Here is a 23,921-nt window from a genome sequence, read left to right as displayed (position 1 = left end):
CCGGCCTATCGTTTTCCCTTAAAAGCAGCCGATCTGCGCGCTTTTCGCCGCGATTTTCCCCGAAAAACCGCACACCATAACCTTGGGTTATCCATGGGAACACGTTAGCTATTTGTGCCGCGCTGGTGTGCCGCCGATCATCCGCGATACGGAACGCAGTGCCCCCCTTTTGGTGTGGCGGCAATGACGGACATCCGATCCATACAAGGGGAAAACTATGTCGTCGACCTGGACCGCCGCGCGCGCCGCGGCGCATGCGGCAGCCTGTCCGGAGGCCCGGCCATGAAGATCTTCAGCGCCGGCCTGGGCACGGAAACCAACACCTTCGCGCCCATGCCCACCAGCCTCGCCTCCTTCCAGGACCGCGACTACTACCCGGCGGGCACGCATCCGGACACGGTGACCTTCGCAGGCGCGCCGCTATACGTGGCGCGCCAACGCGGCCGCGAGGCCGGGTGGACGCTGGCCGAAGGCCTGGTCACTTCCGCGCAGCCGGGCGGCACCACCACCCGCGCCGCCTACGAGACGCTGCGCGACCAGATCCTGGCCGACCTGCGCGCGGCGCTGCCGGTGGACATGGTGCTGCTGGGCCTGCACGGCGCCATGGTGGCCGACGGCTACGACGACTGCGAGGGCGACATCCTGCGCCGCGTGCGCGAGATCGTCGGCCCCGATGTGGTGGTGGGCGCCGAACTGGATCCCCATGCGCACCTGAGTCCGTTGATGGTGGAACAGGCCACGGTGCTGGTGCTGTTCAAGGAATATCCCCACACCGATATCCGTGAACGCGCGGAAGACCTGCTGGCCCTGTGCCTGGACGCGCAAGCCGGCCGCACACGGCCCGTCGCGGCGTTGATCGACTGCGAAATGATCGTGCCCATGCACACCACGCGCGAACCCGCCCAGGGGTTCGTCAGCCGCATCAAGGCGCTGGAAGGCCGCGACGGCATCCTGTCGATCTCGGCGGCGCAAGGCTTCGCCACCGGCGACGTGCCGGAAATGGGCACCAAGGTGCTGGTCTATGCCGACGGCGATGCCGCTCTTGCGCAAACACTGGCGCGCCGTCTGGCCGACGAGCTCATCGGCATGCGTGAACAATTGATGGTGCCCTACCGCAGCGTGGACCAGGCGCTGGATGAAGCCCTGGCCTTCGGCGATGGTCCGGTGGTGCTGGCCGACCGGCCCGACAACCCCGGCAGCGGCGCCCCTGGCGACGCCACCTTTGTGCTGAGCCGCATGCTGGAACGCGGCGTGACGAACGCCGCGCTGGGCCCCATGTGGGATCCGGTGTCGGCGCGCATCGCCTTCGACGCCGGCCCTGGCGCGGTGCTGGACCTGCGCATCGGCGGCAAGGTCGGCCCGCTGTCCGGCGATCCGCTGGACCTGCGCTGCACGGTCAAGGCGATCCAGGCCGACATGATCATGACGGGCCTGTCCGGCGCGCCGGCGGCCATGGGCGACTGCGCGCTGGTCGAGACCCAGGGCATCGAGATCGTGCTGACCTCGCTGCGCAACCAGGCCATCAACATGGACCTGTTCACGCAGCTGGGCTGCGATCTTTCTTCCAAGAAGATCGTGGTGGTCAAGTCCGCCCAGCACTTCCATGCCTCGTTCTCGAAAGTCGCGCGCCACATCATCTATGTCGGCGGCAAAGGCGTCGCCACGCCCGACTGGAAAACGCTCACGTACCGCAATATCCGGCTGCCCAAGTGGCCGCTCTAAGAACCTGCCGGCGCGTGGACGCCGGCGCATCCACCAACAAGATGGGAGCCTAGCGCGATGAAAAAACGCCTGCTTTGCCTGTTCTCGACGGCCACCCTCGGCCTGGCCTTCACCCTGGGCGCCGCACCGGCGCACGCGCAGCAGGCCAAGACCCTGCGCATCGTGCCGCACGCCGACCTGAAGGTGCTGGATCCGACCTTCACCACCGCCTACATCACGCGCAACTTCGGCTACATGGTGTATGACACGCTGTTCGCGATGGATTCGCACAGCAAGCCGCAGCCGCAGATGGTCGAGAAGTATTCGGCCAGCGACGACAAGAAGACCTGGACCTTCACGCTGCTGCCCGGCCTGAAGTTCAGCGACGGCCAGGCCCTGACCACCGCCGACGTGATCGCGTCGCTGCAGCGCTGGTCCGCGCGCGACAACATCGGCCAGGCCATCACGCGCGCCGGCGGCAAGTGGGAAGCCGTGGACGCCAGCACCTTCAAGCTGACCCTGGACCAGCCGTTCGACCTGGTGCTGGAAGGTCTGGCGAAAGTGTCCAGCTATCCCGCCTTCATCCTGCCCCAGCGTCTGGCCTCGCAGCCGGCCGACCGGCCGCTGACCGAGGTCGTGGGCTCCGGCCCCTACGTCTTCAAGCGCGCCGAATGGGTGCCAGGCAGCAAGATCGTGTTCGAGCAGAATCCGAACTACGTCGGCCCCAAGGCCCAGGCCGACGGCCTGGCCGGCAACAAGACCCCGAAAATTCCGCGCGTGGAATGGCGCGTGCTGCCCGACTCCAACAGCGCCACGGCCGCGCTGACCAACGGCGAAGTCGACATGATCGAACAGGCGCCGGCGGACTACATCGACGCCTTGCGCGGCAACAAGAACGTCAAGATCGGCGTGATGGAGCGCGCCCAGGGCTACATCATCCTGAACCAGTCCATGCCGCCGTTCAACAACGAGAAGGCGCGCCAGGCCGTGGCCCATCTGGTGGACCAGGACAAGTTCACCGCCGCCATGGGTTATCCCGACGACCTGCGCATGAAGTACTGCGCCACGGTCTTCATCTGCGGCGGCCCCAACGACACCGCCGCCGGCGCGGCGCCCTACGCCAAGCCCGATCCCGCGTTGGCCAAGAAGCTGCTGGCCGAAGCCGGATACAAGGGCGAGAAGGTCGCGATCCTGCTGCCCACCGACCTGGCCTACCTGAACTCCGCCACGCTGGTCGCCATCCAGGCGCTGCAGGACATCGGCGTCAACCTCGACATCCAGTCCATGGACTGGGCCACGCTGACCGCCCGCCGCGCCCGCAAGGAACCCATCGACAAGGGCGGCTGGAACATCTTCCTGTCGGCCGCGTCCGAGTTCAACGTCGACTCGCCCATCAGCAACACCTACCTGGGCGCGGTGTGCGGCAACAGCCTGCCCGGCTGGCCTTGCGACAAGAAGCTGGACGAACTGCGCGCCCAATGGATCGCGGCCACCAGCTCGGACGAGCGCAAGCGTGTGCTCGACCTGTTCCAGGAGCGCGCCTATGAAGCCTTCCCCGCGATCTCGGTGGGCCAGTATTCGCGGGCATTCGCTTCGCACAACAGCCTGAAGAACGCGGAGAAGATCTGGAGCCTGCCGAACCTGTGGGTGCTGGACAAGTAGTCCGCAGCCAGCCTAATCGATACGCGAGACAACCATGGGTTACATCCTCCGGCGAGTGCTGGCCATCGTGCCTGTCATGGCAGTGGTGGCGGTGATCGTCTTCCTGCTGATCCACCTGTCGCCGGGAGACCCGGCGGCGCTCATCGCCGGGGATTTCGCCTCCGCCGACGACATCGCCAAGCTGCGCGTGGCGCTGGGCCTGGACGAGCCGCTGTGGCGGCAGTTCGGGCTGTGGGCGGGCAAACTGCTGCAAGGCGACCTGGGCACGTCCATCTTCACCCACGTGCCCGTGACGCAGCTGCTGGCGCAGCGGGTGGAACCCACGTTGTCCATTGCCGCGCTCACGATGCTGGTCTCCATCATCGTGGCCGTGCCGCTGGGCGTGCTGGCCGCCTACCGCGCCGGCACCTGGATCGACCGCCTGGTGATGCTGTTCGCCGTGCTGGCGTTCTCGGTGCCGGTGTTCCTGGTCGGCTACCTGCTGATCTACGGCTTCGCCATCAAGCTGCAATGGCTGCCGGTGCAGGGCTATGTCAGCCTGTCCGAGGGCGTGGGCCCCTGGCTGCGCAACCTGACCCTGCCCTGCATCAACCTGGCGCTGGTGTACATCGCGCTGATCACCCGCATGACCCGCGCAACCGTGGTGGAAGTGCTGCACGAGGACTACATCCGCACGGCGCGCGCCAAGGGCCTGGCGGTGCTGCCCGTGCTGGAGCACGCGCTGCGCAACGCCGCCATTCCCATCGCGACCACCGTGGGCGTGGGCATCGCGCTGCTGATCGGTGGCGTGGTCGTGACCGAGACGGTCTTCGCCATTCCCGGCATCGGCCGCCTGGTCATCGACGCGGTCCAGCACCACGACTATCCAGTCATCCAGAGCGTGCTGCTGCTATCGGCCGGCACCTACGTGGTGATCAATCTGCTGATCGACCTCAGCTACCGGCTGTTCGATCCTCGCATCCGTTACTGAGCCGCCGCAGGAAAGAAACATGTCAGAAAGCTCGATTTCCGCCAGCCCGCCCGTGGTGCTGCACGAGGCGCTCAGTGCCAGCGGGCGCCGCTGGCGCTGGGTACGCAAGCACCCCACCCTGATCCTGGGCCTGGCGCTGCTGCTGATCGTGGCGGGCCTGGCCATCGCCGCGCCCTGGATCGCCACGCACAACCCCATCAGCATCAATCCGCTGCAACGCATGAAGCCGCCGTCGGCCGAGCATTACTTCGGCACCGACGCGCTCGGCCGCGACGTGTTCAGCCGCGTGGTCTGGGGCGGCCGCGTGTCGCTCGTGGTGGCCATCGTGGTGGCGCTGATCGCCACCGCGGTCGGCGTGGTGCTGGGCCTGCTGGCGGGCTTCGTGCGCTGGGCCGACGCCATCATCATGCGCATCATGGACGGCATGATGGCCATTCCCGACATCCTGCTGGCCATCGCCCTGATGGCGGTGATCCGCGCCAGCCTGACCACGGTGATCATCGCCATCGCGATCCCGCAGGTGCCGCGCGTGGTGCGTCTGGTGCGTTCGCTCGCGCTGACGCTGCGCGAACAGCTCTACGTCGAAGCCGCCCACGCCGTGGGCACGCGCCTGCCCGTGATCCTGCGCCGCCACGTGCTGCCCAACATGGTCACGCCGCTGGTGGTGCAGGCCACGTTCATCGCCGCCACCGCGGTGCTGACCGAAGCGGTGCTGTCGTTCCTGGGCGTAGGCGTGCCGGCCCAGGTGCCCAGCTGGGGCAACATGATGGCCGACGCCCGCAACTACGTGGCGGTGGCGTTCTACACCATCCTGTACCCGGGCATCCTGCTGGCCATCACCGTGCTGGCAATCAACCTGATGGGCGACGGCCTGCGCGACGCGCTCGACCCCCGCCTGGCCAATCAACGCTAAGACCCGGGAGCACGCCATGGCTATATCCCCCGCCGCCGTCGCCCCGGGCGACGTGCTGCTAGAAGTCGACAACCTGCGCACCTACTTCGACACCGTGTCCGGCACCGTGCGCTCGGTGGACGGCGTGTCCTACCAGGTGCAGGCAGGCCGCACGCTGGGCGTGGTCGGCGAGTCCGGCTGCGGCAAGAGCGTCACCGCGCTGTCCATCCTGCGGCTGATCCCGACGCCGCCCGGGCGCTATGCCGGCGGCCAGATCCGCTACCGCGGCACCGACCTGCTGGGCCTGACCGAAAAGCAGATGCGCCAGATCCGCGGCAACCGGATCTCGATGATCTTCCAGGAGCCGATGACCTCGCTGAACCCGGTGCTGACGGTAGGCCGGCAGATCGCGGAAACGGTGATGCTGCACCAGAAGCTCGGCCGCCGTGAGGCCTACCGCCGCGCCGAGGAAATGCTGCGCCTGGTGCAGATCGCCGAACCCGAACGGCGCGTGCACGAGTACCCCTACCAGCTATCCGGCGGCATGCGGCAGCGCGTGATGATTGCGCTGGCCCTGGCCTGCAATCCCGAAGTGCTGATCGCCGACGAACCGACCACGGCGCTGGACGTGACCATCCAGGCGCAAATCGTGGACCTGCTGCGCAGCCTGCAGCAGAGCCTGGGCATGGGCATCGTGCTGATCACCCACGACCTGGGCGTGGTGGCCGAATGCTGTGACCGCGTGGCGGTGATGTACGCAGGCCGCAAGGTGGAAGAAGCGCCCGTCACCGAACTGTTCGACCGCCCCCTGCATCCGTACACGCGGGCATTGATGGCGTCGATGCCGTCGATGAACGCATCGACACAGCGCCTGGCCGAGATTCCCGGCATGGTGCCCGCGCCCAGCGAACTGGGCAAAGGCTGCAGCTTCGCCCCGCGCTGCGCCTACGCCACCGACCGCTGCCGTGCCGAAGCGCCGCAGCTGCTGGAACATGGCAGCGACCACGTGGTGGCCTGCCATGAAGCGGCGCGCGTCGCCGCGCAACCCGCCCCGCAGGCGGCGGCTTCCGCGACGCCCGGCGCCGCCCTGACTGGAGTCCAAGCATGAGCGCCCGCAACCCGCCCGCCACACCGGCCACGCCCTTGCTGGAAGTACGCGACCTGAAGATGCACTACCCCGGCGCGGGCGGCTGGTTCAAGCCGCGCCGCAAGGTCATCCAGGCCGTGGACGGCGTGTCCTTCTCCGTGGCCAGGGGCGAGACCCTGGCCTTGGTGGGCGAGTCCGGCTGCGGCAAGACCACCACCGGCAAGTCCGTGCTGCGGCTGATCCAGCCTACCTCGGGATCCGTGCGGCTGGAAGGCGAGGAAATCCTGGCGCTGTCGGCCGAGCAGATGCGCAGCCGCCGGCGCGACATGCAGATCATCTTCCAGGATCCGTACGCGTCGCTGAACCCCCGGCTGACGGCAGGCGACATCGTCGGCGAGCCGCTGCAGAACTTCCCGGCCTCGGGCGGCCGGTCGCGCGCCGACGAGATCGCCTGGCTGTTCTCCAAGGTCGGCCTGCGTCCGGAAGCGATGAAGAAGTTTCCCCACGAGTTCTCCGGCGGCCAGCGGCAGCGCCTGGGCATTGCGCGCGCGCTGGCGTTGCGGCCCAAGCTGATCGTGTGCGACGAGCCGGTGTCCGCGCTGGACGTGTCGGTGCAGGCGCAGGTGATCAACCTGCTGATGGACCTGCAGAAAGAGATGGGCATCGCCTACCTGTTCGTGGCGCATGACCTTGCGGTGGTGCGCCACATCAGCCATCGCGTGGCGGTGATGTACCTGGGCCGCATCGTCGAGGTCGCCGACCGCGACACGCTGTTCTCGCGCCCGCTGCACCCCTACACCGAGATCCTGCTGTCGGCCGTCCCGGTTCCCGATCCGCACAAGCCCGCGCAGCGCAAGCTGCTGCAGGGCGATCCGCCCAGCCCGGCGAATCCGCCCAGCGGCTGCCGCTTCCATACGCGCTGCCCGCTGGCGCAGCCAGTGTGCAAGGAGAAGCAGCCGGTCCTGACGCAGCGGCCCGATAGCTCGAACGGCGGGCAGCAATGGGTGGCGTGCCACTTCCGATGAGCGCGCCGCGCCTGCTGGCGGGTCCTCTGCCGGGCGACGACCCGGTCTTTGGCCGCGGCATCGCCGAGTTGCGGGCCGCCATGGCGGCAGGCACGCTCAACGCCGTGGACCTGGTGCGCGCCTACCTGGCGCGCATCACGGCGCATGACCAGGCGGGGCCAGCGCTCAACGCGGTCATCGCGCTGAACGGCGCGGCGCTGGCCGAGGCCGCCGATCGGGATAGGGAGAGGCTGCGCGGGGCGGCGCTGGGGCCGCTGCATGGCATTCCCCTTCTGCTCAAGGACAACATCGATACCGCGGACATGCCCGCCACCGCAGGCTCGCTGGCGCTGGCCGGCCGCCGCCCGCAACGCGACGCCGACGTCGTGCGCAGGCTGCGCGAAGCCGGCGCCGTGATGCTGGGCAAGACCACGCTGCACGAACTGGCTTGCGGCATCACCAACGTTTCTTCACTATCCGGCCGCACGCGCAACGCCTATGACGCCGCGCGCGTGCCAGGCGGATCCAGCGGCGGCAGCGCGGTCGCGGCGGCGTCCAGCTTCGCGGCGGCCGCAATCGGCACCGACACCAGCGGCTCGATCCGCATCCCCGCTGCCTTCAACCAGGTCTGGGGCCTGCGGCCCACGGCCGGGCGCTACAGCAACGCCGGCGTAGTGCCGCTGTCGCCGACGCTGGACACGGTCGGTCCGCTGGCCCGCAGCCTTGCGGATATCTCGGCCCTGTGGTCGGTGTTGGCGGGACAACGCGAAGACGCGCGCGGCGCGGACCGGGCTTGGCGCATAGGCACGCTGGAGGCATTCTTCGGCCCAGCCGACGCGGAACTGGAGGTATCGCGCCACGTCCGCGCGGCGCTCGCCGGCTGGCAAGCCGACGGCGCACACGTCCAGCCCGTCGCGCTGGCGCTGGGAGACGCGCGCCTGACGGCCGCCAACGTCACCGGCTACGAATTCCGCGACGCGCTGGCCCTCTGCCTGCGTGATGCGGGTCTGCCCGTGCGCAGCCTGACCGACATCCTGGACGGCGGCTATCCCCACCCGGAAGTCGCGCCGCTGCTGCGCGAGCGCGATGCGCTGCGCGATCCTGATGGCAGCGCGCGCCTCGCGGTGCTGGCCCGCGCCCAGGCGCTGCGCGACGACGTGTTGGCTGCCATGGCGCATGGCCAGTTGGACCTGCTCGCCTATCCCAGCGTGCGTGGCGCGCCGGTGCTGCTGGGCCAAGCCCAGCGCGGCGGCAATGGCCTGCTCGCGGCGGTGACGGGACTGCCGGCCTTGAGCGTACCCGTCGGCTTCACGGAAAGCGGCATACCCGTCGGGCTGGAACTGCTGGGCCGCGCGGGCAGCGAGCACCTGCTGCTGCAGGCGGCGCGGCGTTTCGAAGCCTGAAGACTCCTTGCCACGCAAACGGCCGTAGAGGTCACGCCCCGGCCTCCTCGACGATCCAGTCGATGAAGGCTCGGACTTCCGGACGCCGGACTGCGCCGGGCCTGCTTACGGCGTAGTAGGCGAATCGCGCGGGCCAGGGCTTGTCCAGCGCCTGCACCAGACGTCCGGCCGCGATCTCTTCCTGCGCATGCGCGGCGGGCACCAGCGCAAGTCCCTGGCCTGCTTCCGCCGCGCGGATCAGCAGGAAGTCGTCATCGAACGCATTGCCGCGCTGCGCCCGGGGATCCGTGGCCACGCCATGCGCGCTTAACCACAATGGCCAGTCGGCGCGGTCCGCGTCGTGCAGCAGCGGGTAATCCAGGCAGTCTGCCGCTTCGACCAGCGCTGCGGCGTAGCCTGGCGCGGCCACCGGCACCAGCACCGGCGCCATCAGCGGCACCACATCCAGTCCCGGGTAATCGCCCAGTCCGTGGCGCAGGGCGACATCGACGTGATCGCGCCGCAGATCGACCAGGGCAGGCGTCGCCTCCACCCGGATTTCGATGTGCGGATGCCGTTCCTTGAAGCGCCCCAGGCGGGGCACCAGCCACGATGCCGCGAACGTCGCCACGGTGCTGACGGTCAGGCTTTGCCGCGCCTGCTTCGCGGCCAGCAAGTCCACCGCCTTGTCGATCTGCGCGAATGCCGCGCTAAGCATCGGATACGCCTCGGCGCCCGCCTCCGTCATGCGCATGCCGTGGCGTTCGCGCACCAGCAGGGCGATGCCAAGCCGGTCCTCCAGCAGCCGGATCTGCTGGCTGACGGCGCCGGGCGTGACATGCAAAGCCTGCGCCGCCGCGGTGATGCTGCCGCGCTGGCTTACCTCGACAAAGGTGCGCAGCGCCTGCAAGGGAAGCGTTGCCGTCATTTTAGTTTTCCTAAATTCAAAAGTGAGAAATCATCGCTGTACCCGATCCCGCTCAAGACAGAGAATTTCACTGCCGCCGCGCAACCGCAATATTTAGCCAATCTTAAATGAGCAAGCCCATGCTGAATCTATACACCGATAGTTCTCCCAATGGCTACAAGGCCACCATCGCGCTGGAAGAACTGGAACTGCCCTACCGCCTGCACCATGTGCGCATCGCGCAGGGCGAGCACCGCCAGCCCGACTTTCTGGCCCTGAATCCGCATGGCCGTATTCCGGTATTGACCGACGATGAAACCGGCGTGGCGTTGTTCGAATCGGCGGCCATCCTGCTGTATCTCGCGGAAAAGACCGGGAGGCTGCTGCCCGCGGACACCCGGGGCCGCTGGGAAACCATCAAGTGGCTGCAATTCCATTCCAGCAGCGTCGGTCCCATCATCGGACAGCGCGTCAACTTCGAGGTCTTCGACAAGGCGCGCAACGCCGCCGCGCTTGAACGCTACCAACGCCTGACCGAGGATGCGCTCGCGGTGCTGGACCGCAGGCTGGCCGACCATCCCTATCTTGCCGGCGACGCCTACTCCATCGCCGACATCGCGCATTTCGGCTGGAGCCACATCGCGCGGATCATCGATTTCGATTTCAGCCATCACCGGCACCTGACCGCGTGGCACGAACGCGTGGCTGCGCGGCCCGCGGTCGCCAAAGGTATCACCCTGCCCGCGCCGGCAACGGGCGCTTGAAGGAAACGAGGACAGTCGGAATGGACACCACCCACTCTCTCCACGGCGCGGCGGGCGCGTCATACTTCGCCTTTTCCGCGCACCCCGGCTATCGGCGGATGTTCGCGCCCGAGCGCCTGACGCTGGGCATCTTCCTGCCGCTGCGCTTCTATGAAGGCAGCATGGCGGTCCTTGCGGGGCAAGCCGAACTTGTGCGGCAAATCGACCGGCAGGAGTTTGCCGCCGTCTGGGTGCGCGATGTGCCCTTGTACTCCCCTTCCTTCGGCGATGCAGGCCAGGTCTTCGATCCGTTTACCTACCTGGCGTTTCTGGCGGCGCAAACGAAGAAGATCGCCCTCGCGACGGGCAGCGCAATCTTTTCCCTGCGCCACCCCATCGATCTGGCCAAGGCGGCCAGCACCATCGACCAATTGTCGGGCGGCCGGCTGGTGCTGGGAATCGCCTCGGGAGACCGGCCTGCCGAATTTCCCGCTTATGGGCTGCGGCATGACGAACGCGGACCGCGGTTCGCAGAAGCCGTCTCGTACTTCCGCCAGCTGATGCGCCCAGGACATCTGGAGATCGATTCGCCGCTAGGACGCTTCAGCCGCGCGGAGTTCCTGCCCAAGCCGGCCGCGGGCAACATACCGCTGATCGTCACCGGTTCCTCGGGCCAGTCGCTGCGATGGATCGCCGAACATGCCGATGGCTGGCTGACCTATCCTGACGCCACGCATACCCAGATGGGACCGCAACGCCTGGCGGAAATAATCCGCGCCTGGCGCGCCATGATCCCCGACGGCGGCTTCCGTCCGCACATGACCAATGAATGGCTGGACTTGGTCGACGACCCCGATCATCCGCGTACGCCCTTGCGCAACGGGTTCGTGTTGCGCACAGGCAGAAAGGGTTTGATCGCGTTGCTGGAGGAATGGCGGACGGCCGGCGTCAATCACGCAGCGCTGGGCATCCAGTTCTCGCAACGGCCCGCGGCGGACGTGTTGCAGGAACTGGCGGAAGAAGTACTGCCGCATTTCCCCACCCATGAAGGGCCTGGCACTTTGCCGGACGCTTGGTAACCCACGCAGGCCGCTACGCTATCCTTGACGGTTTCCACCCCGCATCCCGTCATGGCGCAGCCCTCCGCCCGCATACTCGAAGGAACCATCGATCAGATCCGCCTCGCGGTGCCGCTCGCGCGGCACGATGCGTACCTGCGCGTAGGCACAGAAAGCGTGATCGCCGCCGGGCTGCAGGCGCCGCAGATCAACCAGCTGCAGCGCCTGCATCAGCAGGGCATCCCGGCGCGCCTGGGCGTGATGGACGACGACGAAGGGCTGGCCGTTTTTTCCTGGGCGGTTCCGGCGCGCGGAGAACCGATCCCGCCGCGCTACTACCAGACCCTGAAGCGGCGCGGCTGGCACGAGGTTGCCATCGGCGGCGCGATCGGCGCGGCGTTCGTGTGGCTGGCGTGGCTGCTCGGCATCGCCAGCCTGACGCGCGTGTTCCTGATGGTCTTCTCGCTGGTCGTCGCGCTGGTGGCGCTGGTGGTGGCGGGGTCGGCCCTGCACGGCCTCTGGCACAACCGCCGCCACCGCCCCCTGATCCTGGCGAGCGAGGCGCTGTTCGATCCCAAGCAAAGGCCGGCTGCCGGCACGCCTGCGCCGCCGCCCAAGCCGCCGCGCCTGGAGCCGCTATCGACTCAGGACGAGGGCGAGCCGCCCATCGGGTACGTGCGGGGCCATCTCGTGGGCCTCACGCATGAAATGCGCCAGGTCCACAAAGGGCCCAACTATGGCATCTACCGCTACACGGTCAACGGCGTGAACTACGCGATGATCGCCCAGGAAGCGTTCGGCGACGCGCTGCCCTTCCTGGCCGAGGACGACCGCGTCGAATTGGCCGTGCGCACGGCCCCTGTCCACCAGGATGGCCGGCGCGCCGTCTACGCGCTGCGCAATCTGGAAGACGGCCGCTGCTATATGTGCCACCGCTACTACGGCGGCGAACAAGGCAGGGACACGCCCATCCGCGTCGGCATGAGCCAGCGCGCACGCATGCTCAAGCTGATAGGCGCGCTGTTGCTGACGGCCTGGCTGTTCGTGGTCGGCCTGCAGTTTTTCGCCGGACCGGACGACGGTTCGTTCCGGGACTTTCCCGAACTGGCTGTCTTCCTGCTGGCGCTCTTCTTCATCGTGTGGCTGGGCTTCGCCCTGCCCCTGCTATGGCTGGACACGCGCTGGCGCATGGGCAGGCCCACGCGGCGGCAGCGGTTCACGCAGCGGATCTACGCCATGCTGGACCTCGGCACGCCCCTTGCGCCCTCGCAACGCGTCGAAGACGTGTAGCGCGCGCAGCCTTCAGTTGCCCAGCAGCTTCACGGTCTGCGGGTTGTAGCCGGAATACGCGCCGCCGCAGCCCGTATAGGCTTGCGCCGCGGCGGGCAGCCCGGTGGCGCGGACGGAAAGTTCGCCGCGCGCGCGGATCTCCCTGTAGCGTTCGGCGGCCACCGTCTCATCGGGCAGGAAGTACAGGCGCACGCGCTGCAGGCCCTTGCCCGGGTCCTTGCTGCTCGCTGCGCTGAAGGCCGGCACGTTCACGGTGGCCTCGCGCCAGGTCCCGGGCTCTTCCAGCGTCTGCCAACGCACTCGCAAGGGCTGCTCCAGATCGAGCAATACCGGGCTGCCGCCACGCGCCAGATCGCAAGGCCGCGGCAGCACGCTGCGCGCCGCCTCCGAGCCCATGTCGTAGGCCTGGCCATCGATCTCCACCCGGGCGATGGTCTGCGGCGTCAGGTTCTGCAGGCCGAATATCGCCACCCCGGGCATCCCGGCCGCCTCCATCCGGTCGTCGGTCGTGCCAGCGAAGCGCGCGATGCCCGGCGCCACCTCGACGTGATCGGCATAGTGGTAATAGTGATAAACCACCAGCTCCGCCTCGCCCTGCGAGGACGCCGAGGGCAGCTTGCCCAGATCGGGATACGGCGCGCGTTTCAGCGGCACGGACGCGCCGGGCGTTCCGTCCTGGCTGGAGTACACGTAGCGATCCACGCCATCCTTCAGGCGCGCGCCCTCGTAGGGAAAAGCCTCGCTGGCCGCCGGCCCCTGGTTCGGATAGCGGCTGAAACGCGAAAACATGGAGTGCGCCGCCGACCCGGACTCCAGGTACGGCGACGCGCCCGAAGACACGCTTCCGCCGCGCCTGTCCGTCCAGATGGTGCGCCCGCTCAGATTGACGTGCGCTTCCTGGATCGCAGGGTGCGACGCCTGGAAGCGGTCCCACTTGCCCTGCTCGATGGAGTCGCTGACGGGCACGATGGCCAGCGCCAGCACGGTGGGCAGGAACATCCACGCGTGGACGCGCCCGGGCACCTGGCCCTTGTCGCGCACCATGTAGACGATCCAGCACAGCGCCAGCACCACGGCCAGCGGTCCGCCGAACAAAACGCCATAGCTCAACAGCGCCTGCGCGCCCCAGCCAAGGTTCGGGGTGGAAACGAACACGACGCCCAGGAATGCCAGCAGTCCCGCCAGCAGGATGGAGACGATGATGCCAAACAGGTAGTGCCGGATTTGCTTCAAGTGCGCAGTCCTCGCCGGTTGCGGCATCGGCGCCATCCCGGTAGGCATGGCAGCCGACGATCTAGTCTGGCGGCAGGATAACGCTAATTCCAGTTCGGTTCTGGATCAGGAAGCGGATTTGCGGGCTAGCGAGGCTTGATGCCCGCCGCGGAAATCTCCTTGCCCCAAACCTCATAGTCGTTCTTGATGCGTTGCTGTAGCTCTGCCGCAGTGGACGACCGTGGCTGCATCCCCATCGATTTCAGGCTCGTCGCGACCGATTCCTGGCCGACCGCTCGCTCCACCGACGCCTGCAGGCGTTCAATGATCGGCGCGGGTACGCCTGCGGGCGCAACCACGCCGTACCAGGAATTAAGGCCGAACGGTATGCCGAGTTCCTGGAACGTCGGAGCATCGGGGAACATGCCGGCCCGTTCGGGAGACGTCACGGCCAGGATCCGGACAGCCCCTGCCTTCGCCTGCGCGGAGGCCAGCGCCCAGCCGCCAAACGTCGCGTCCAGATCGCCGCCCAGCATGCCCATCAGCGCTTCGCTCGATCCCTTGTAGGCGACGTGCTGCATGCTGATGTTGGCGTGCCGCTTCATGATCTCACCGCTGATGTGTCCGGCGCTGCCATCCCCCCAGGAGCCGAAATTCATCGTTCCCGGGTTGGCCCGGGCGCGCTGTACCAGGTCTGCATAGGAAGATATGGGCGACTTCGCGGGAACCATCAGCGCATTGCCGGAAACCGAAATCAGCCCGATCCCTGCAATGTCCTTCAAGGGGTCGAAGAGCTTCTTCACGAGCAGGTGCGGCGACAACGACAAGGCCGCCTGGTACGAAACGCCTATCGTGTAGCCATCCGGCTTGGAATTGGCCAGGGCGGCGATGCCTATCAATCCGCCAGCGCCTGCCTTGTTCTCGACGATGACGGGCTGCCGCAGATCGGCGCTCATCTGCTGGGCGACCAGTCTTGCCAGCGTGTCAGGCTCCCCGCCGGCGGGCGATGGGACGATCAACCTGATCGGCTTCGTGGGATACGCGGCATCGCCTTGCGCCCATGCAGGTAACGCGACGCCGCAAAGTGACGCAAGAACTATCAGTCCTCTGATGTGCTTTTTCATGGCTTGTCTCAAAGATTTTTATGGGTGTACTGCATCTTCCAGAATCATGTCCGCCGCTTTCTCCCCGATGGCGATCGAGGGAGCATTGGTGTTTGCCGACGGCATGGTCGGCATGACCGAGGCATCCGCCACGCGCAGGCAGGAAACGCCCCGCACGCGCAACCGCTCATCCACGACGGATGCGGCATCGGTTCCCATGCGGCAAGAGCCTATGGGGTGATACGAGGTCTGACCCAGCGAGCCGACGTAATCCAGCCAGGCTTCGTCCGAAGTGCAGTCAGGCCCGGGCCTCGTTTCCCGCACGACGAACTCCGACAGCGCCGGCTGCGCGGCCACCTGGCGCGCGAGCCTCAACGCGCCGAGCGTCGCGTGCACATCGTCGGGATGGTCGAGATAGTTGCCATGGATGGCGGGAGCCGCGTCGGGATCTTTCGAAGTAATGTGCACCGAGCCTTGCGACTGCGGCCGCAATGCAAAGGTGCCGATCGAGAATCCGGGAAAGTCGTCGAGCACCAGTTTGCCCGCGGTCCTGGCATCTACGCTGGAAAGATAGTGCAACTGCAGCTTGGCGTCGGGCTGCGCGAGGCTTGGATCGGTACGGACCAAGGCGTGAGCGACGGCGCTCGCGCTGCTCATCAGCCCATCCCCGCAGGCGGCCAGGCGCAGGGCCATCAGCGCTTTGCGCCACGTGCTGGGCACGATCTGATTGAGCGTACGCGCGTTGCGGCATTCGTAGGTCAGCCGCACATGCAGATGATCGCGCAAGCCCTCGCCCACGGCCGGCGCATGATGCCGGACGGATATGCCCAAGCCGGAGAGACGCTGCGAATCGCCTACGCCGGAAAGCTCCAGCAACTGCGGCGATTGCAGGGCGCCCGCCGACAGGATAACTTCCTTGGCGGCCATGACACGGCCGCGCGCTCCGCCCCTGCGGTACTCCACGCCACATGCGCGACTGCCTTCGAACAGAATCTTCTCCGCCGGCGCGTCCGTGATCACCTGCAATGCGCTCCGGCGCGGCAGCGACGCAAGATACGCGTCGCGAGCGCTGACCCGGAGACCTCGCCGGGTGTTCATCTGCAGGTAGCCGACGCCCTCGTAGTGCAAGCCGTTGTAGTCGGCGTTCGCCGGAATTCCAGCCTGCACGCAGGCGGCCACGAACGCATCCATGAGCGGCTGGCGCGGGCCATATTCACTCACGACAACCGGCCCTTGCCGGCCGCGGCTGGCGGAATCTCCCGCCTGAAATCGCTCGACTCGCCGCAAGTAGGCCTTGAAGGACTGGTTGTCCCAGCCAGACAGCCCATACTCATCGCGCCAGCGGTCGTACTCCTGCGGATCGCCATGCACCCAGATCATGCCGTTGACGGTGGACGAGCCGCCTAGCACGCGGCCCCGCGGCCAATAGATCGGACGATCCTTGAGACGGGCTTCAGGTTGCGTGTAGAACTTCCTCACGACACGTTCGTCGCGGATCAGATAAGCAACCCCTGCGGGCACTCTTGTCCAGATGCTGCGCTCGGCCCGGCCTGCCTCGAGCAATACGACGCTGTGCTTGCCCGACCTGGCCAGTCCAGCCGCCACCGCGCAACCCGCCGACCCGCCGCCGATCACGACATAATCCACGATTTCGGGCGAGTTCATTGTGCCGTTCCCAGCGCGCGCATCAACCGCCGCGCTTCCATTCCCATGCGCGCGAAACGCGCATCGCCTTGTTCCGGCTGCGCAAGCTGCGGACCGAATCGCGCCGGAGTCGGTTCAATCTCAAGCTCGATCAGCGCGGGCGCAGGCGCGGCAAGCCATGCGCCTATGCCCGCACGAAACTCGTGGGCCTGCGTGAACCGGGCCGCGCCCGCGTAGCCCGAGGCCAGCGCCGCCGCGCTGAAATCGACACGCCCGTCCCCCGCCACCGCCAGATTCGCGCCGCCATTGAACTGCACGCCATTGGCGAACACGAAATGGTAGAAGTTCGACGGACGCATGCCTGCCACCGTGGCAAGTACGCCCAGCTCCATCAGCAAGCTGGCATCACCGTCAAGAATGATGACTTTGCGCTCCGGAAAGGAAAGCGCCAAGCCCAGCCCAAGTCCGGCCGCGCCTCCCATCAGCGGAACCGATGAAAGGCCGAAGGCATAGTCGGGGGCAATCTGGTCCATGCTGTGCATGGCGGACATGGTGCTGATCACGATAGCGTCGCCCCTGACTTCTTGAATGATCTTGCAAGCGTCTTGCGTCGAAATGCTCATGGCTAGTTCCAGGCGGTGTAGTGGCCGATCAATACTGCTGCAGGTCCCGACCGCGCGGCGCAGGAGTCGATTGCCGTGTCGATGTTCGGCAAATCTTGCGGGCCGTCCAGGCGCCAATGGTCGATACCCATGACGTCCAGGACGGGTTCCACCAGATTGACTACGCGGCGCTGCGACCGGGCTGGGTCGTTTCCCACATTGGCAAACTCCCTGCCGAATTGGCCGATCATCAACAGCATGGGCAAGCCCGCGTCCAGGCCCACGGCCCGCAGGCTGTTCAGGCAATTGAGCAAACCCTGGTTCTGGATCAGCACGGCGACTTTGTGTCCGCCGATATGCAGCCCCCCCGCGACATGGATGGCCTGGTTCTCGTCCGAGCACCGGATGACCTGAAAGCGCGGCGTCCTGTCGATCAGGTCATGGACCGAGAGCTGGACGAAGTCCGGCACGGTCACGATTTTGTGGAAGCCGCGCGCGTCGAGCCGTTCGACGATGGCGGTAGCGGGTATGGAGGCAGGCATGGCGGTCACGGTGTCGTCTCATTTACGCGGTGATCCAAATTCTAGGAATCCGATCAATAATTCACCATTCATATAAATTGATTTATCGATACGAAAAACGGATCGGAAAAATAATGGAAAACGCTGATTCCAACCTGCTCAAACGCCTGAGGATCCGTCACTTGGAATTGCTCGGCCATTTGCGGGAAGTTTCCACGGTGCACGCCGCTGCCGAGCGCATGCATCTGTCCCAGCCAGCCGTGACGCGCATGATCAAGGAGATCGAGGAGGTCTTCGGCGGTCCGCTCTTTGACCGCATGGCGCGCGGCATCGCCGCGAACCACATCGGCGCTGAACTGATGCGCCGTTCGGATGTCTTGATGGCGGGGCTGGGCGCGGCCCAGGAAGAAGCGGCCATCATGAGATCCGGCGGGTCGGGCCTGATCCGGATCGGAACGTTCTCGGGATCCAACATGCTGCCCTCCGGCATCGTGGAACTGCGCCGGCGCCTGCCCAGGCTGGCCGTGCAGATCCGCGAGTTCCAGATCGATCTGTTGATCGCGGAGCTGCTGCGAGGAGAGCTCGACTGCATCGTCGGCGCGCTCGCGCCGGACGAGTTCAACAATGAACGGCTGGACAGGCTGCAGGTCCACCTGCTTGCCAGCGACCGCCTTAGCGTGGTGGCGACCCGTACCCACCCGCTTGCACGCCGCAAGAAAATATCCTGGGCCCGTCTTGCCAACGAAGACTGGATCCTGCCGCCACGCGGATCGCTGCTGCGACGCGCGGTCATAGCGGCCTGCCTGACCGAGGGCGTCACGCCCCCTCAGCCCAGCATCGAATGTCTTTCCACGCTAACGGTGTTGACGTTTCTTCGTTTGGATCCAGGCAGCATCGGACCCATGCGGGAACAACATGCATTGGAGGAAACCAGGCTGAACAAGGACATGGTCATTCTTGACGTAAGGCCAGGCGCCACCATGCCGCCATTGGCGTTGATTACGCGCAGCGGCCCGGAAGCCATGCGTCATCCTGTCAAGGAATTGCTCGATATCCTCAGGGGCCAGTCTTCACCCCCCAAAGGGGCCATCGACTAATCCGCCCGCGACTGGAACACCGTCACTGTGGGCGCTTCGATGGTTGACACAAAAGGTTTGAAGTTACTTGTTGCGGTTGTTTCTCGTCTCGGCGATGCTAGGCATCGTCTGTCGCCATCCCGCCAGGAGACCCCGCCATGCCGCTCGCGCTTTACGGCCATCCGTTCTCTTCCTACACGCAAAAGGTATTGATCGCGCTGTACGAAAACGGCACCCCGTTCGAGTTCCGCTGCATCGGCCCGGACACGCCAGAGCACGCGGCCGAATGGCTGCGCCGCTGGCCCCTGCACAAGTTCCCGCTGCTGGAAGACGGCGGCCGCAACATCGCCGAGACCAGCATCATCATCGAACATCTGCAGCTGGAGCATCCCGGGCCGCAGCGCCTGCTGCCCGCCGATCCCAGGGCGGCGCTGCAGGTGCGCTTCCTGGACCGGTTCTTCGACCTGCACGTCATGAGCTGGACGCAGCATGCGGTAGGCGGCGCGCTATCGGGCGACGAGAGCAAGCGGCGGGAAGCGCTGGCCCTGGCGGTGGAAAAGCTGGAAGTCGCCTATGCATGGCTCGAAACGCATCTGGCCGGCAAGACCTGGGCGGCTGGCGAGGACTTCACCCTGGCGGACTGCGCCGCCGCGCCCTCGCTCTTCTATGGCGACTGGACGCACCGTATCGCCGACGCCTATCCAACGTTGCGCGCCTATCGGGCTCGCCTGCTGGCGCGTCCTTCGTTCGCGCGAGCCGTGGAAGAAGCGCGGCCCTACCGGCCGCTGTTCCCGCTGGGCGCGCCGGACCGGGACTGAATCCGGCCCGGCAGACGCATCACTCGTTGCCGGCAGCCATGTCCCACACTTTCTGGGCGATGGGGTTTTTCTGTTCCTCGATGATGTGCGCCATCAGGCCCACCGAACGTCCGATCATCGTCAAGGCCTTGCCCAATTCAGGCGTCAGGCCCATGTCGAGCACGATGGCGCCCTTGGCCCCGGTGGCGTTCAGCGGAATCTTGCGGCCGGACTGGCGCGCCGCGGCGGCGGCCAGCTCCACGGCAAAGCGCGAATAATTGCCGTAATAGCCGCAGTCCCTGGCGATCTCAAACATCTTTTCACAACGGGGATCGCCATCCACGTGTATCGGATGCCCCACGCCGGGAATCTTGCGCTTGGCCGCCTTGTTGGCCGCGACGCATTCCTCGGCATAGCGGCGCAGTTCCTCGTCCGTGTAGCTGTCCTGCTTGGGCAGGGCGTCGCGCAGAAAGCGCGCGGCGTATTCGATCACGCCGAGAAAGCGGCTGCCGGCGCCCAGCAATCCCGCAGCCAGGGCGCCCTGCATGGCCTCGGGCGCGCCGTGCAGGGTCAGCCGCGCCGACAAGGCGCTGGGCGTTAGGCCGTGGTCGGTCGCGCTCACCAGGAACAGGTTGAGCATGGTCTTGAGCTGGGGCGTGGGAAACTCGCCCAGCAGCTCCAGGGCCAGCACGTCGATGAAATCGCGCTGGAACAGGTCCTGCACCAGGTCATGGCCTCGCACCAGGATGGTATGGGCGTCGCCGCCTCCGATCTTGCTGTCGAACATCTGAAATCTCCGTGTTTTTTCCCGGGCAGCGGACGGCCGCTGCGCCGGCTTGCTATTCGATGACGGCGTCCAGCGCCACCACGCCGCGTCCTTCGTCCAACACCACCAGCGGATTGACCTCCAGCGATTGCACGCCGTCGCCCAGGGCCGTGAACAAGGCCGCGATGCGCTGCACGGCGTCCACCAGGGCCACCCTGTCGCGCGCCGGCAGGCCGCGATGGCTGGCCAGGCGGCGCGCGATGCGCGTCTGATCCAGCGCGCGCTCGATCCGCTTGCGGCTGGCCGGCAGATGGCAACGCGCCACGTCGGCCTCGACCTCCACCCACACGCCGCCCGCGCCCACGCTCAGCACCGGGCCGAAAACCTCGTCGCGATGCAGGCCCACCAGCATCTCCACGCCGTCGACCACCATTTCCGACACCAGCACGCCGCGGATGGCCGCGGCCGGCACCTGATGCCGCGCCGCGTTCGCGGCGATGTTCTCGAAGGCCTGCCGCACTTCGGCCTCATCGCGCAGCCGCAGCTGCACGCCGCCGATCTCGCTCTTGTGCAGCACGCCGTCGGCCACCAGTTTGAGCGCCACCGGAAAGCCGATGGCGCAGGCCACTGCCGCCGCCTCTTGCGCCGTGGCCGCCTGGGATTCGCGGGGCGCGCGCACGCCGTACTGCGCCAGCAGCGCCTTGGCCTGCGATTCATTGCAGGGCAGCTGCATGGCAGGCGCGGCCGAAGGCAGGCCGATGAGCGGGGCTTCTGGCGCCTCATCAGTGGCCTGGTCCGCGTACGCGCTGACGCGCTTGAGCGCCTGCATGGCGTTGCGCAGGCTGTAGACAGGCGCGAATCCTTCCTGGATCAGCAGGTCGTGCGCCGGACCGCGGCGGCTGCTCATCCAGACCGGCACGAACGCCTTGGCGCCGCCCTGCGCCACCGCCAGCATGTTGCGCACCAGCCCTTCGGTGCTGGCCGAATAATTGGAGGTGATGGGGTAGAGCACCGCGTCCACGCCCGGGTCCGCGAACAGCGGCGCCAGGCAGCGCCGCGCCAGGTCCGGATCGGTCAGCGCCTTGGTGGTCAGGTCCACGGGGTTGGTCAGGGCCGCGTAGGCGGGCGCGTGCCGCGCCATCTCGGCCACGGTCTCGTCGGCCAACACAGCCATTGCCAACCCGGCTTCGCCCACCTTGTCGGCCGACAGCACGCCCGCGCCGCCCGACGACGAATACACGCAGATGTTGCGCAGGCTGCGCACGCCCACGCGCGATATCAGGCTGGCGACGTCCAGCAGTTCGTCCAGGTCTTCCACCCGGATGACCCCGTACTGCGAGAACACCGCGTCGTTGACGGCGTCCTCGCCGGCCAGCGACGCGGTGTGCGATTGCGCTGCCTTCTTGCCAAAATCCGAGCGGCCGATCTTCAGCGCGATCAGCGGCTTGCCCGCGCGGCGCGCGGCAGCCGCCGCCGCGATGAACCGCGGGCCGCTGCGTATGCCCTCCATCACGGTGCAGATCAGGTCGGTGCCCGGGTCATGCGCCAGCCAGTTGATGAAGTCCGCGCTGTCCAGGTCCAGTTCGTTGCCGGTGGAGAACCAGCGCGAAAAGCACACGCCGCGCTCGTTGCCCTGCATGAGCGAACGGCCCAGGCCGCCGCCCTGCGTCACCAGGCCGATGCGCGAGAGCTTGCCGGTCCTGCCGTCGTTGCGGAATTCGGTGGAAAAGGTCAGGCCCAGGCGCGGCGCCAGCATGGTCATGCCGGCGCAGTTGGGGCCGTACAGCCTCATGCCGCTGCGCTGCGCCAGCGCCAGCATCTCGGCCTCGACCGTGCGCCCGGCCTCGCCCAGTTCAGCGAAGCCGCCGGTGAACACGATGACGTAGCGCACGCCCTTGCCGGCGCAGGCCTGCAACGTGGCGACGGCGGATTCGGCCGGCACCAGCAGCAGCGCCACGTCGATGCCTTGCGCCGGCACCGCGTCCACGCTGGCGTGCAAGGGCTTGCCGAAGAGTTCGCCGCCCTTGGGGTTGACCAGGTACACCTCGCCGTCGAAATCCGAGTGCTCCAGCACATTGACCACGGTGGTGTGGCCCAGCGTTCCCGGCTTGCTGGAAGCGCCCACGATCATGACCGAACGCGGCCGCGTCAGTTCCACCAGATCATCGAAGCGGACATTGGGATCGAACTGGGAAGGACTGGCGCTCATGCGGCCTCCGGTCGGCATTTCATCAGGGTGGTCCATTCCGACTCCACCACGACCTCGCCGTTCTGGTTCTTCACCGTGCGCAGCATGGTCACGCGGCCCGTGCCGGGGCGTTTCTGCGACAGCGTCTTTTCACCTATGCCGAGTTCAACGTGGATGGTGTCGCCGATGAGCACCGGCTTGCGCCACACGCAGCGCAGTTCGGTCAGCGCCAGCCGGGTGCCGTCCATCAGCCGGTACACGGGCATGCGGGTGGTCAGGCCCGACGCGATGGCCAGGGTCAGCATGCCGTGCGCGGCGCGCTGGCCAAAAGGATGGCTGGCGGCGAATACTGCATCCGTGTGCAGCGCGTTGTAGTCGCCGGACAGCCCGGCGAACTGCACCACATCCGCTTCGGTGACCGTGCGGCGCGGGCTTTCCCAGGACTGCCCGGACGCCAGGTCCTCGAAGTACAGGCGCCGGCCCAGGTGTTCGTCCAGATCGAATGGCGTGCTCATGCGTAGCGCCCTCCCGTCACGTGCACGGTCTCGCCCGTGGTGAAGCCGGCCAGGCGCGAGGCCAGGAAGGCTACTGTCGCGGCCACGTCGGCCGGGTCGCCCAGGCGGCCGACCGGCGTGTTGGTCTTGGCGCGTTCGGTCAGCTCTTGGTAGTCGGGGCGCTGCTGCATGCGCGGCGTCGAAATGACGCCCGGGGCGACCGCGTTGGCGGTGATGCCGAACTTGCCGGACTCCAGCGCCAGCGAGCGCGTGAAGCCGATCAGTCCGGCCTTGGCGGCCGAGTAGTTGGTCTGCCCCGGATTTCCCAAATGGGCGCGCGAGGCGATGTTGATGACGCGGCCGAAGCGCTGTTCCATCATCAGCGGCAGCACGGCGCGCGAGCAATGGAATGCCCCCTGCAGCGTCACGTCCAGCACCGCGTGCCAATCCTCCTCGGACATCTTGGTCAGGTAACGGTCGCGCGCAAAGCCCGCGTTGTTGACCAGTATGTCCACCTTCTTCCAGCGCTCGACCGCCAGCTGCACGGCGCGGCCCACCTCGTCCTTGTTGGTCACGTCGGCGCGCGCACCCAGGACGTTGCCGCCCAATTCCGACAGTTCCGCGCAGGCGGATTCGATCGCCGCTTCATTGGCGTCGCACACCACCACGTTGCAGCCTTCCTGCACGAAGCGCCTGGCCATTGCCATGCCCAGCGTGCCCGCGCCGCCCGTGATGAAAGCGGTGCAACCATTCAGTTCCAGATCCATGATGCCATTCCATTCGAGTTTCAATGTTCCCGCCGCGCCGGGCCCGCCCGGGCCC

The 23,921-nt window shown here is 66.9% G+C and carries 22 protein-coding genes; 12 read left to right on the top strand and 10 right to left on the bottom strand.

The window, feature by feature from the left end:
• Positions 1-282 precede the first annotated feature (282 nt).
• From IAG39_RS05235 to IAG39_RS05205, 7 genes are read left to right on the top strand one after another with little or no spacing between them, the layout of a single operon-like run.
• Positions 283-1,722, top strand: coding sequence for a M81 family metallopeptidase (locus tag IAG39_RS05235; protein WP_118931422.1), 1,440 nt, complete (start codon positions 283-285; stop codon positions 1,720-1,722).
• A 57-nt stretch (positions 1,723-1,779) separates the two neighbouring features.
• On the top strand, positions 1,780-3,363 hold the full coding sequence (locus IAG39_RS05230) for an ABC transporter substrate-binding protein (RefSeq protein ID WP_059371473.1): 1,584 nt from the start codon (positions 1,780-1,782) through the stop codon (positions 3,361-3,363).
• Positions 3,364-3,397: 34 nt separating this feature from the next.
• Complete coding sequence (locus tag IAG39_RS05225; protein WP_059371472.1) at positions 3,398-4,333, top strand: ABC transporter permease; 936 nt, start codon at positions 3,398-3,400, stop codon at positions 4,331-4,333.
• A 19-nt stretch (positions 4,334-4,352) separates the two neighbouring features.
• Positions 4,353-5,246, top strand: coding sequence for an ABC transporter permease (locus IAG39_RS05220; RefSeq protein ID WP_059371471.1), 894 nt, complete (start codon positions 4,353-4,355; stop codon positions 5,244-5,246).
• A 16-nt stretch (positions 5,247-5,262) separates the two neighbouring features.
• Entirely contained in the window at positions 5,263-6,333 is a 1,071-nt protein-coding gene (locus tag IAG39_RS05215) for an ABC transporter ATP-binding protein (protein WP_118931297.1), read from the top strand.
• Positions 6,330-7,337: an ABC transporter ATP-binding protein gene (locus tag IAG39_RS05210; protein WP_118931298.1), complete on the top strand. Its 1,008-nt coding sequence runs from the start codon at positions 6,330-6,332 to the stop codon at positions 7,335-7,337. Before IAG39_RS05215 ends, IAG39_RS05210 begins: the two co-directional genes overlap by 4 nt.
• Positions 7,334-8,719, top strand: a complete 1,386-nt coding sequence (locus IAG39_RS05205; RefSeq protein ID WP_165867751.1) for an amidase — start codon at positions 7,334-7,336, stop codon at positions 8,717-8,719. The genes IAG39_RS05210 and IAG39_RS05205 overlap by 4 nt, the downstream gene beginning before the upstream one ends.
• 31 nt (positions 8,720-8,750) lie before the next feature.
• Here the strand turns inward: IAG39_RS05205 and IAG39_RS05200 are convergent, their stop codons facing one another.
• Positions 8,751-9,626 (bottom strand): LysR substrate-binding domain-containing protein, encoded by an 876-nt coding sequence (locus IAG39_RS05200; RefSeq protein ID WP_118931300.1) that lies wholly within the window; start codon positions 9,624-9,626, stop codon positions 8,751-8,753.
• 119 nt (positions 9,627-9,745) lie between these two features.
• Between IAG39_RS05200 and IAG39_RS05195 the strand changes: the two genes are divergently transcribed.
• From IAG39_RS05195 to IAG39_RS05185, 3 genes are all read left to right on the top strand, one after another.
• The gene (locus tag IAG39_RS05195; RefSeq protein WP_118931301.1) at positions 9,746-10,369 is read left to right on the top strand and encodes a glutathione S-transferase family protein; all 624 of its coding nucleotides are present in this window, start codon (positions 9,746-9,748) and stop codon (positions 10,367-10,369) included.
• A 98-nt stretch (positions 10,370-10,467) separates the two neighbouring features.
• Positions 10,468-11,427 (top strand): LLM class oxidoreductase, encoded by a 960-nt coding sequence (locus IAG39_RS05190; RefSeq protein WP_223283269.1) that lies wholly within the window; start codon positions 10,468-10,470, stop codon positions 11,425-11,427.
• A 51-nt stretch (positions 11,428-11,478) separates the two neighbouring features.
• Positions 11,479-12,696: a hypothetical protein gene (locus tag IAG39_RS05185; protein ID WP_118931303.1), complete on the top strand. Its 1,218-nt coding sequence runs from the start codon at positions 11,479-11,481 to the stop codon at positions 12,694-12,696.
• A gap of 12 nt (positions 12,697-12,708) precedes the next feature.
• On the opposite strand, the gene IAG39_RS05180 is transcribed toward IAG39_RS05185, so the two are convergent.
• From IAG39_RS05180 to IAG39_RS05160, 5 genes are all read right to left on the bottom strand, one after another.
• Complete coding sequence (locus IAG39_RS05180) at positions 12,709-13,929, bottom strand: hypothetical protein (RefSeq protein ID WP_118931304.1); 1,221 nt, start codon at positions 13,927-13,929, stop codon at positions 12,709-12,711.
• 125 nt (positions 13,930-14,054) lie between these two features.
• Complete coding sequence (locus IAG39_RS05175) at positions 14,055-15,032, bottom strand: Bug family tripartite tricarboxylate transporter substrate binding protein (protein WP_118931305.1); 978 nt, start codon at positions 15,030-15,032, stop codon at positions 14,055-14,057.
• Positions 15,033-15,050: 18 nt separating this feature from the next.
• Positions 15,051-16,676, bottom strand: coding sequence for a GMC family oxidoreductase (locus IAG39_RS05170; RefSeq protein WP_118931306.1), 1,626 nt, complete (start codon positions 16,674-16,676; stop codon positions 15,051-15,053).
• Positions 16,673-17,278 carry a thiamine pyrophosphate-dependent enzyme gene (locus tag IAG39_RS05165; RefSeq protein WP_165867752.1) on the bottom strand — a complete coding sequence of 202 codons (606 nt, stop codon included), beginning with the start codon at positions 17,276-17,278 and terminating at the stop codon, positions 16,673-16,675. Before IAG39_RS05165 ends, IAG39_RS05170 begins: the two co-directional genes overlap by 4 nt.
• A 2-nt stretch (positions 17,279-17,280) precedes the next feature.
• Positions 17,281-17,799, bottom strand: coding sequence for a thiamine pyrophosphate-binding protein (locus IAG39_RS05160; protein ID WP_191295103.1), 519 nt, complete (start codon positions 17,797-17,799; stop codon positions 17,281-17,283).
• A 113-nt stretch (positions 17,800-17,912) separates the two neighbouring features.
• Here IAG39_RS05160 and IAG39_RS05155 point away from each other — a divergent pair, with 113 nt between their 5' ends.
• The gene (locus IAG39_RS05155) at positions 17,913-18,875 is read left to right on the top strand and encodes a LysR family transcriptional regulator (protein ID WP_118931308.1); all 963 of its coding nucleotides are present in this window, start codon (positions 17,913-17,915) and stop codon (positions 18,873-18,875) included.
• 137 nt (positions 18,876-19,012) lie between these two features.
• Complete coding sequence (locus IAG39_RS05150; RefSeq protein ID WP_118931309.1) at positions 19,013-19,672, top strand: glutathione S-transferase family protein; 660 nt, start codon at positions 19,013-19,015, stop codon at positions 19,670-19,672.
• A 19-nt stretch (positions 19,673-19,691) separates the two neighbouring features.
• On the opposite strand, the gene IAG39_RS05145 is transcribed toward IAG39_RS05150, so the two are convergent.
• From IAG39_RS05145 to IAG39_RS05130, 4 genes are read right to left on the bottom strand one after another with little or no spacing between them, the layout of a single operon-like run.
• Positions 19,692-20,438, bottom strand: a complete 747-nt coding sequence (locus IAG39_RS05145) for a citryl-CoA lyase (RefSeq protein WP_054451836.1) — start codon at positions 20,436-20,438, stop codon at positions 19,692-19,694.
• Between the two features lie 52 nt (positions 20,439-20,490).
• Entirely contained in the window at positions 20,491-22,626 is a 2,136-nt protein-coding gene (locus tag IAG39_RS05140; RefSeq protein ID WP_118931310.1) for an acetate--CoA ligase family protein, read from the bottom strand.
• Positions 22,623-23,120: a MaoC/PaaZ C-terminal domain-containing protein gene (locus tag IAG39_RS05135; protein WP_118931311.1), complete on the bottom strand. Its 498-nt coding sequence runs from the start codon at positions 23,118-23,120 to the stop codon at positions 22,623-22,625. Before IAG39_RS05135 ends, IAG39_RS05140 begins: the two co-directional genes overlap by 4 nt.
• A complete protein-coding gene (locus IAG39_RS05130) occupies positions 23,117-23,866 on the bottom strand; it encodes an SDR family oxidoreductase (RefSeq protein ID WP_059371457.1) in 750 nt (249 codons plus the stop codon). Before IAG39_RS05130 ends, IAG39_RS05135 begins: the two co-directional genes overlap by 4 nt.
• Positions 23,867-23,921: the final 55 nt, after the last annotated feature.

The sequence above is a fragment of the Achromobacter xylosoxidans genome (assembly GCF_014490035.1).
Lineage (GTDB): Bacteria > Pseudomonadota > Gammaproteobacteria > Burkholderiales > Burkholderiaceae_B > Achromobacter > Achromobacter bronchisepticus_A.
This window is presented reverse-complemented; position numbering and strand designations above follow the sequence as displayed.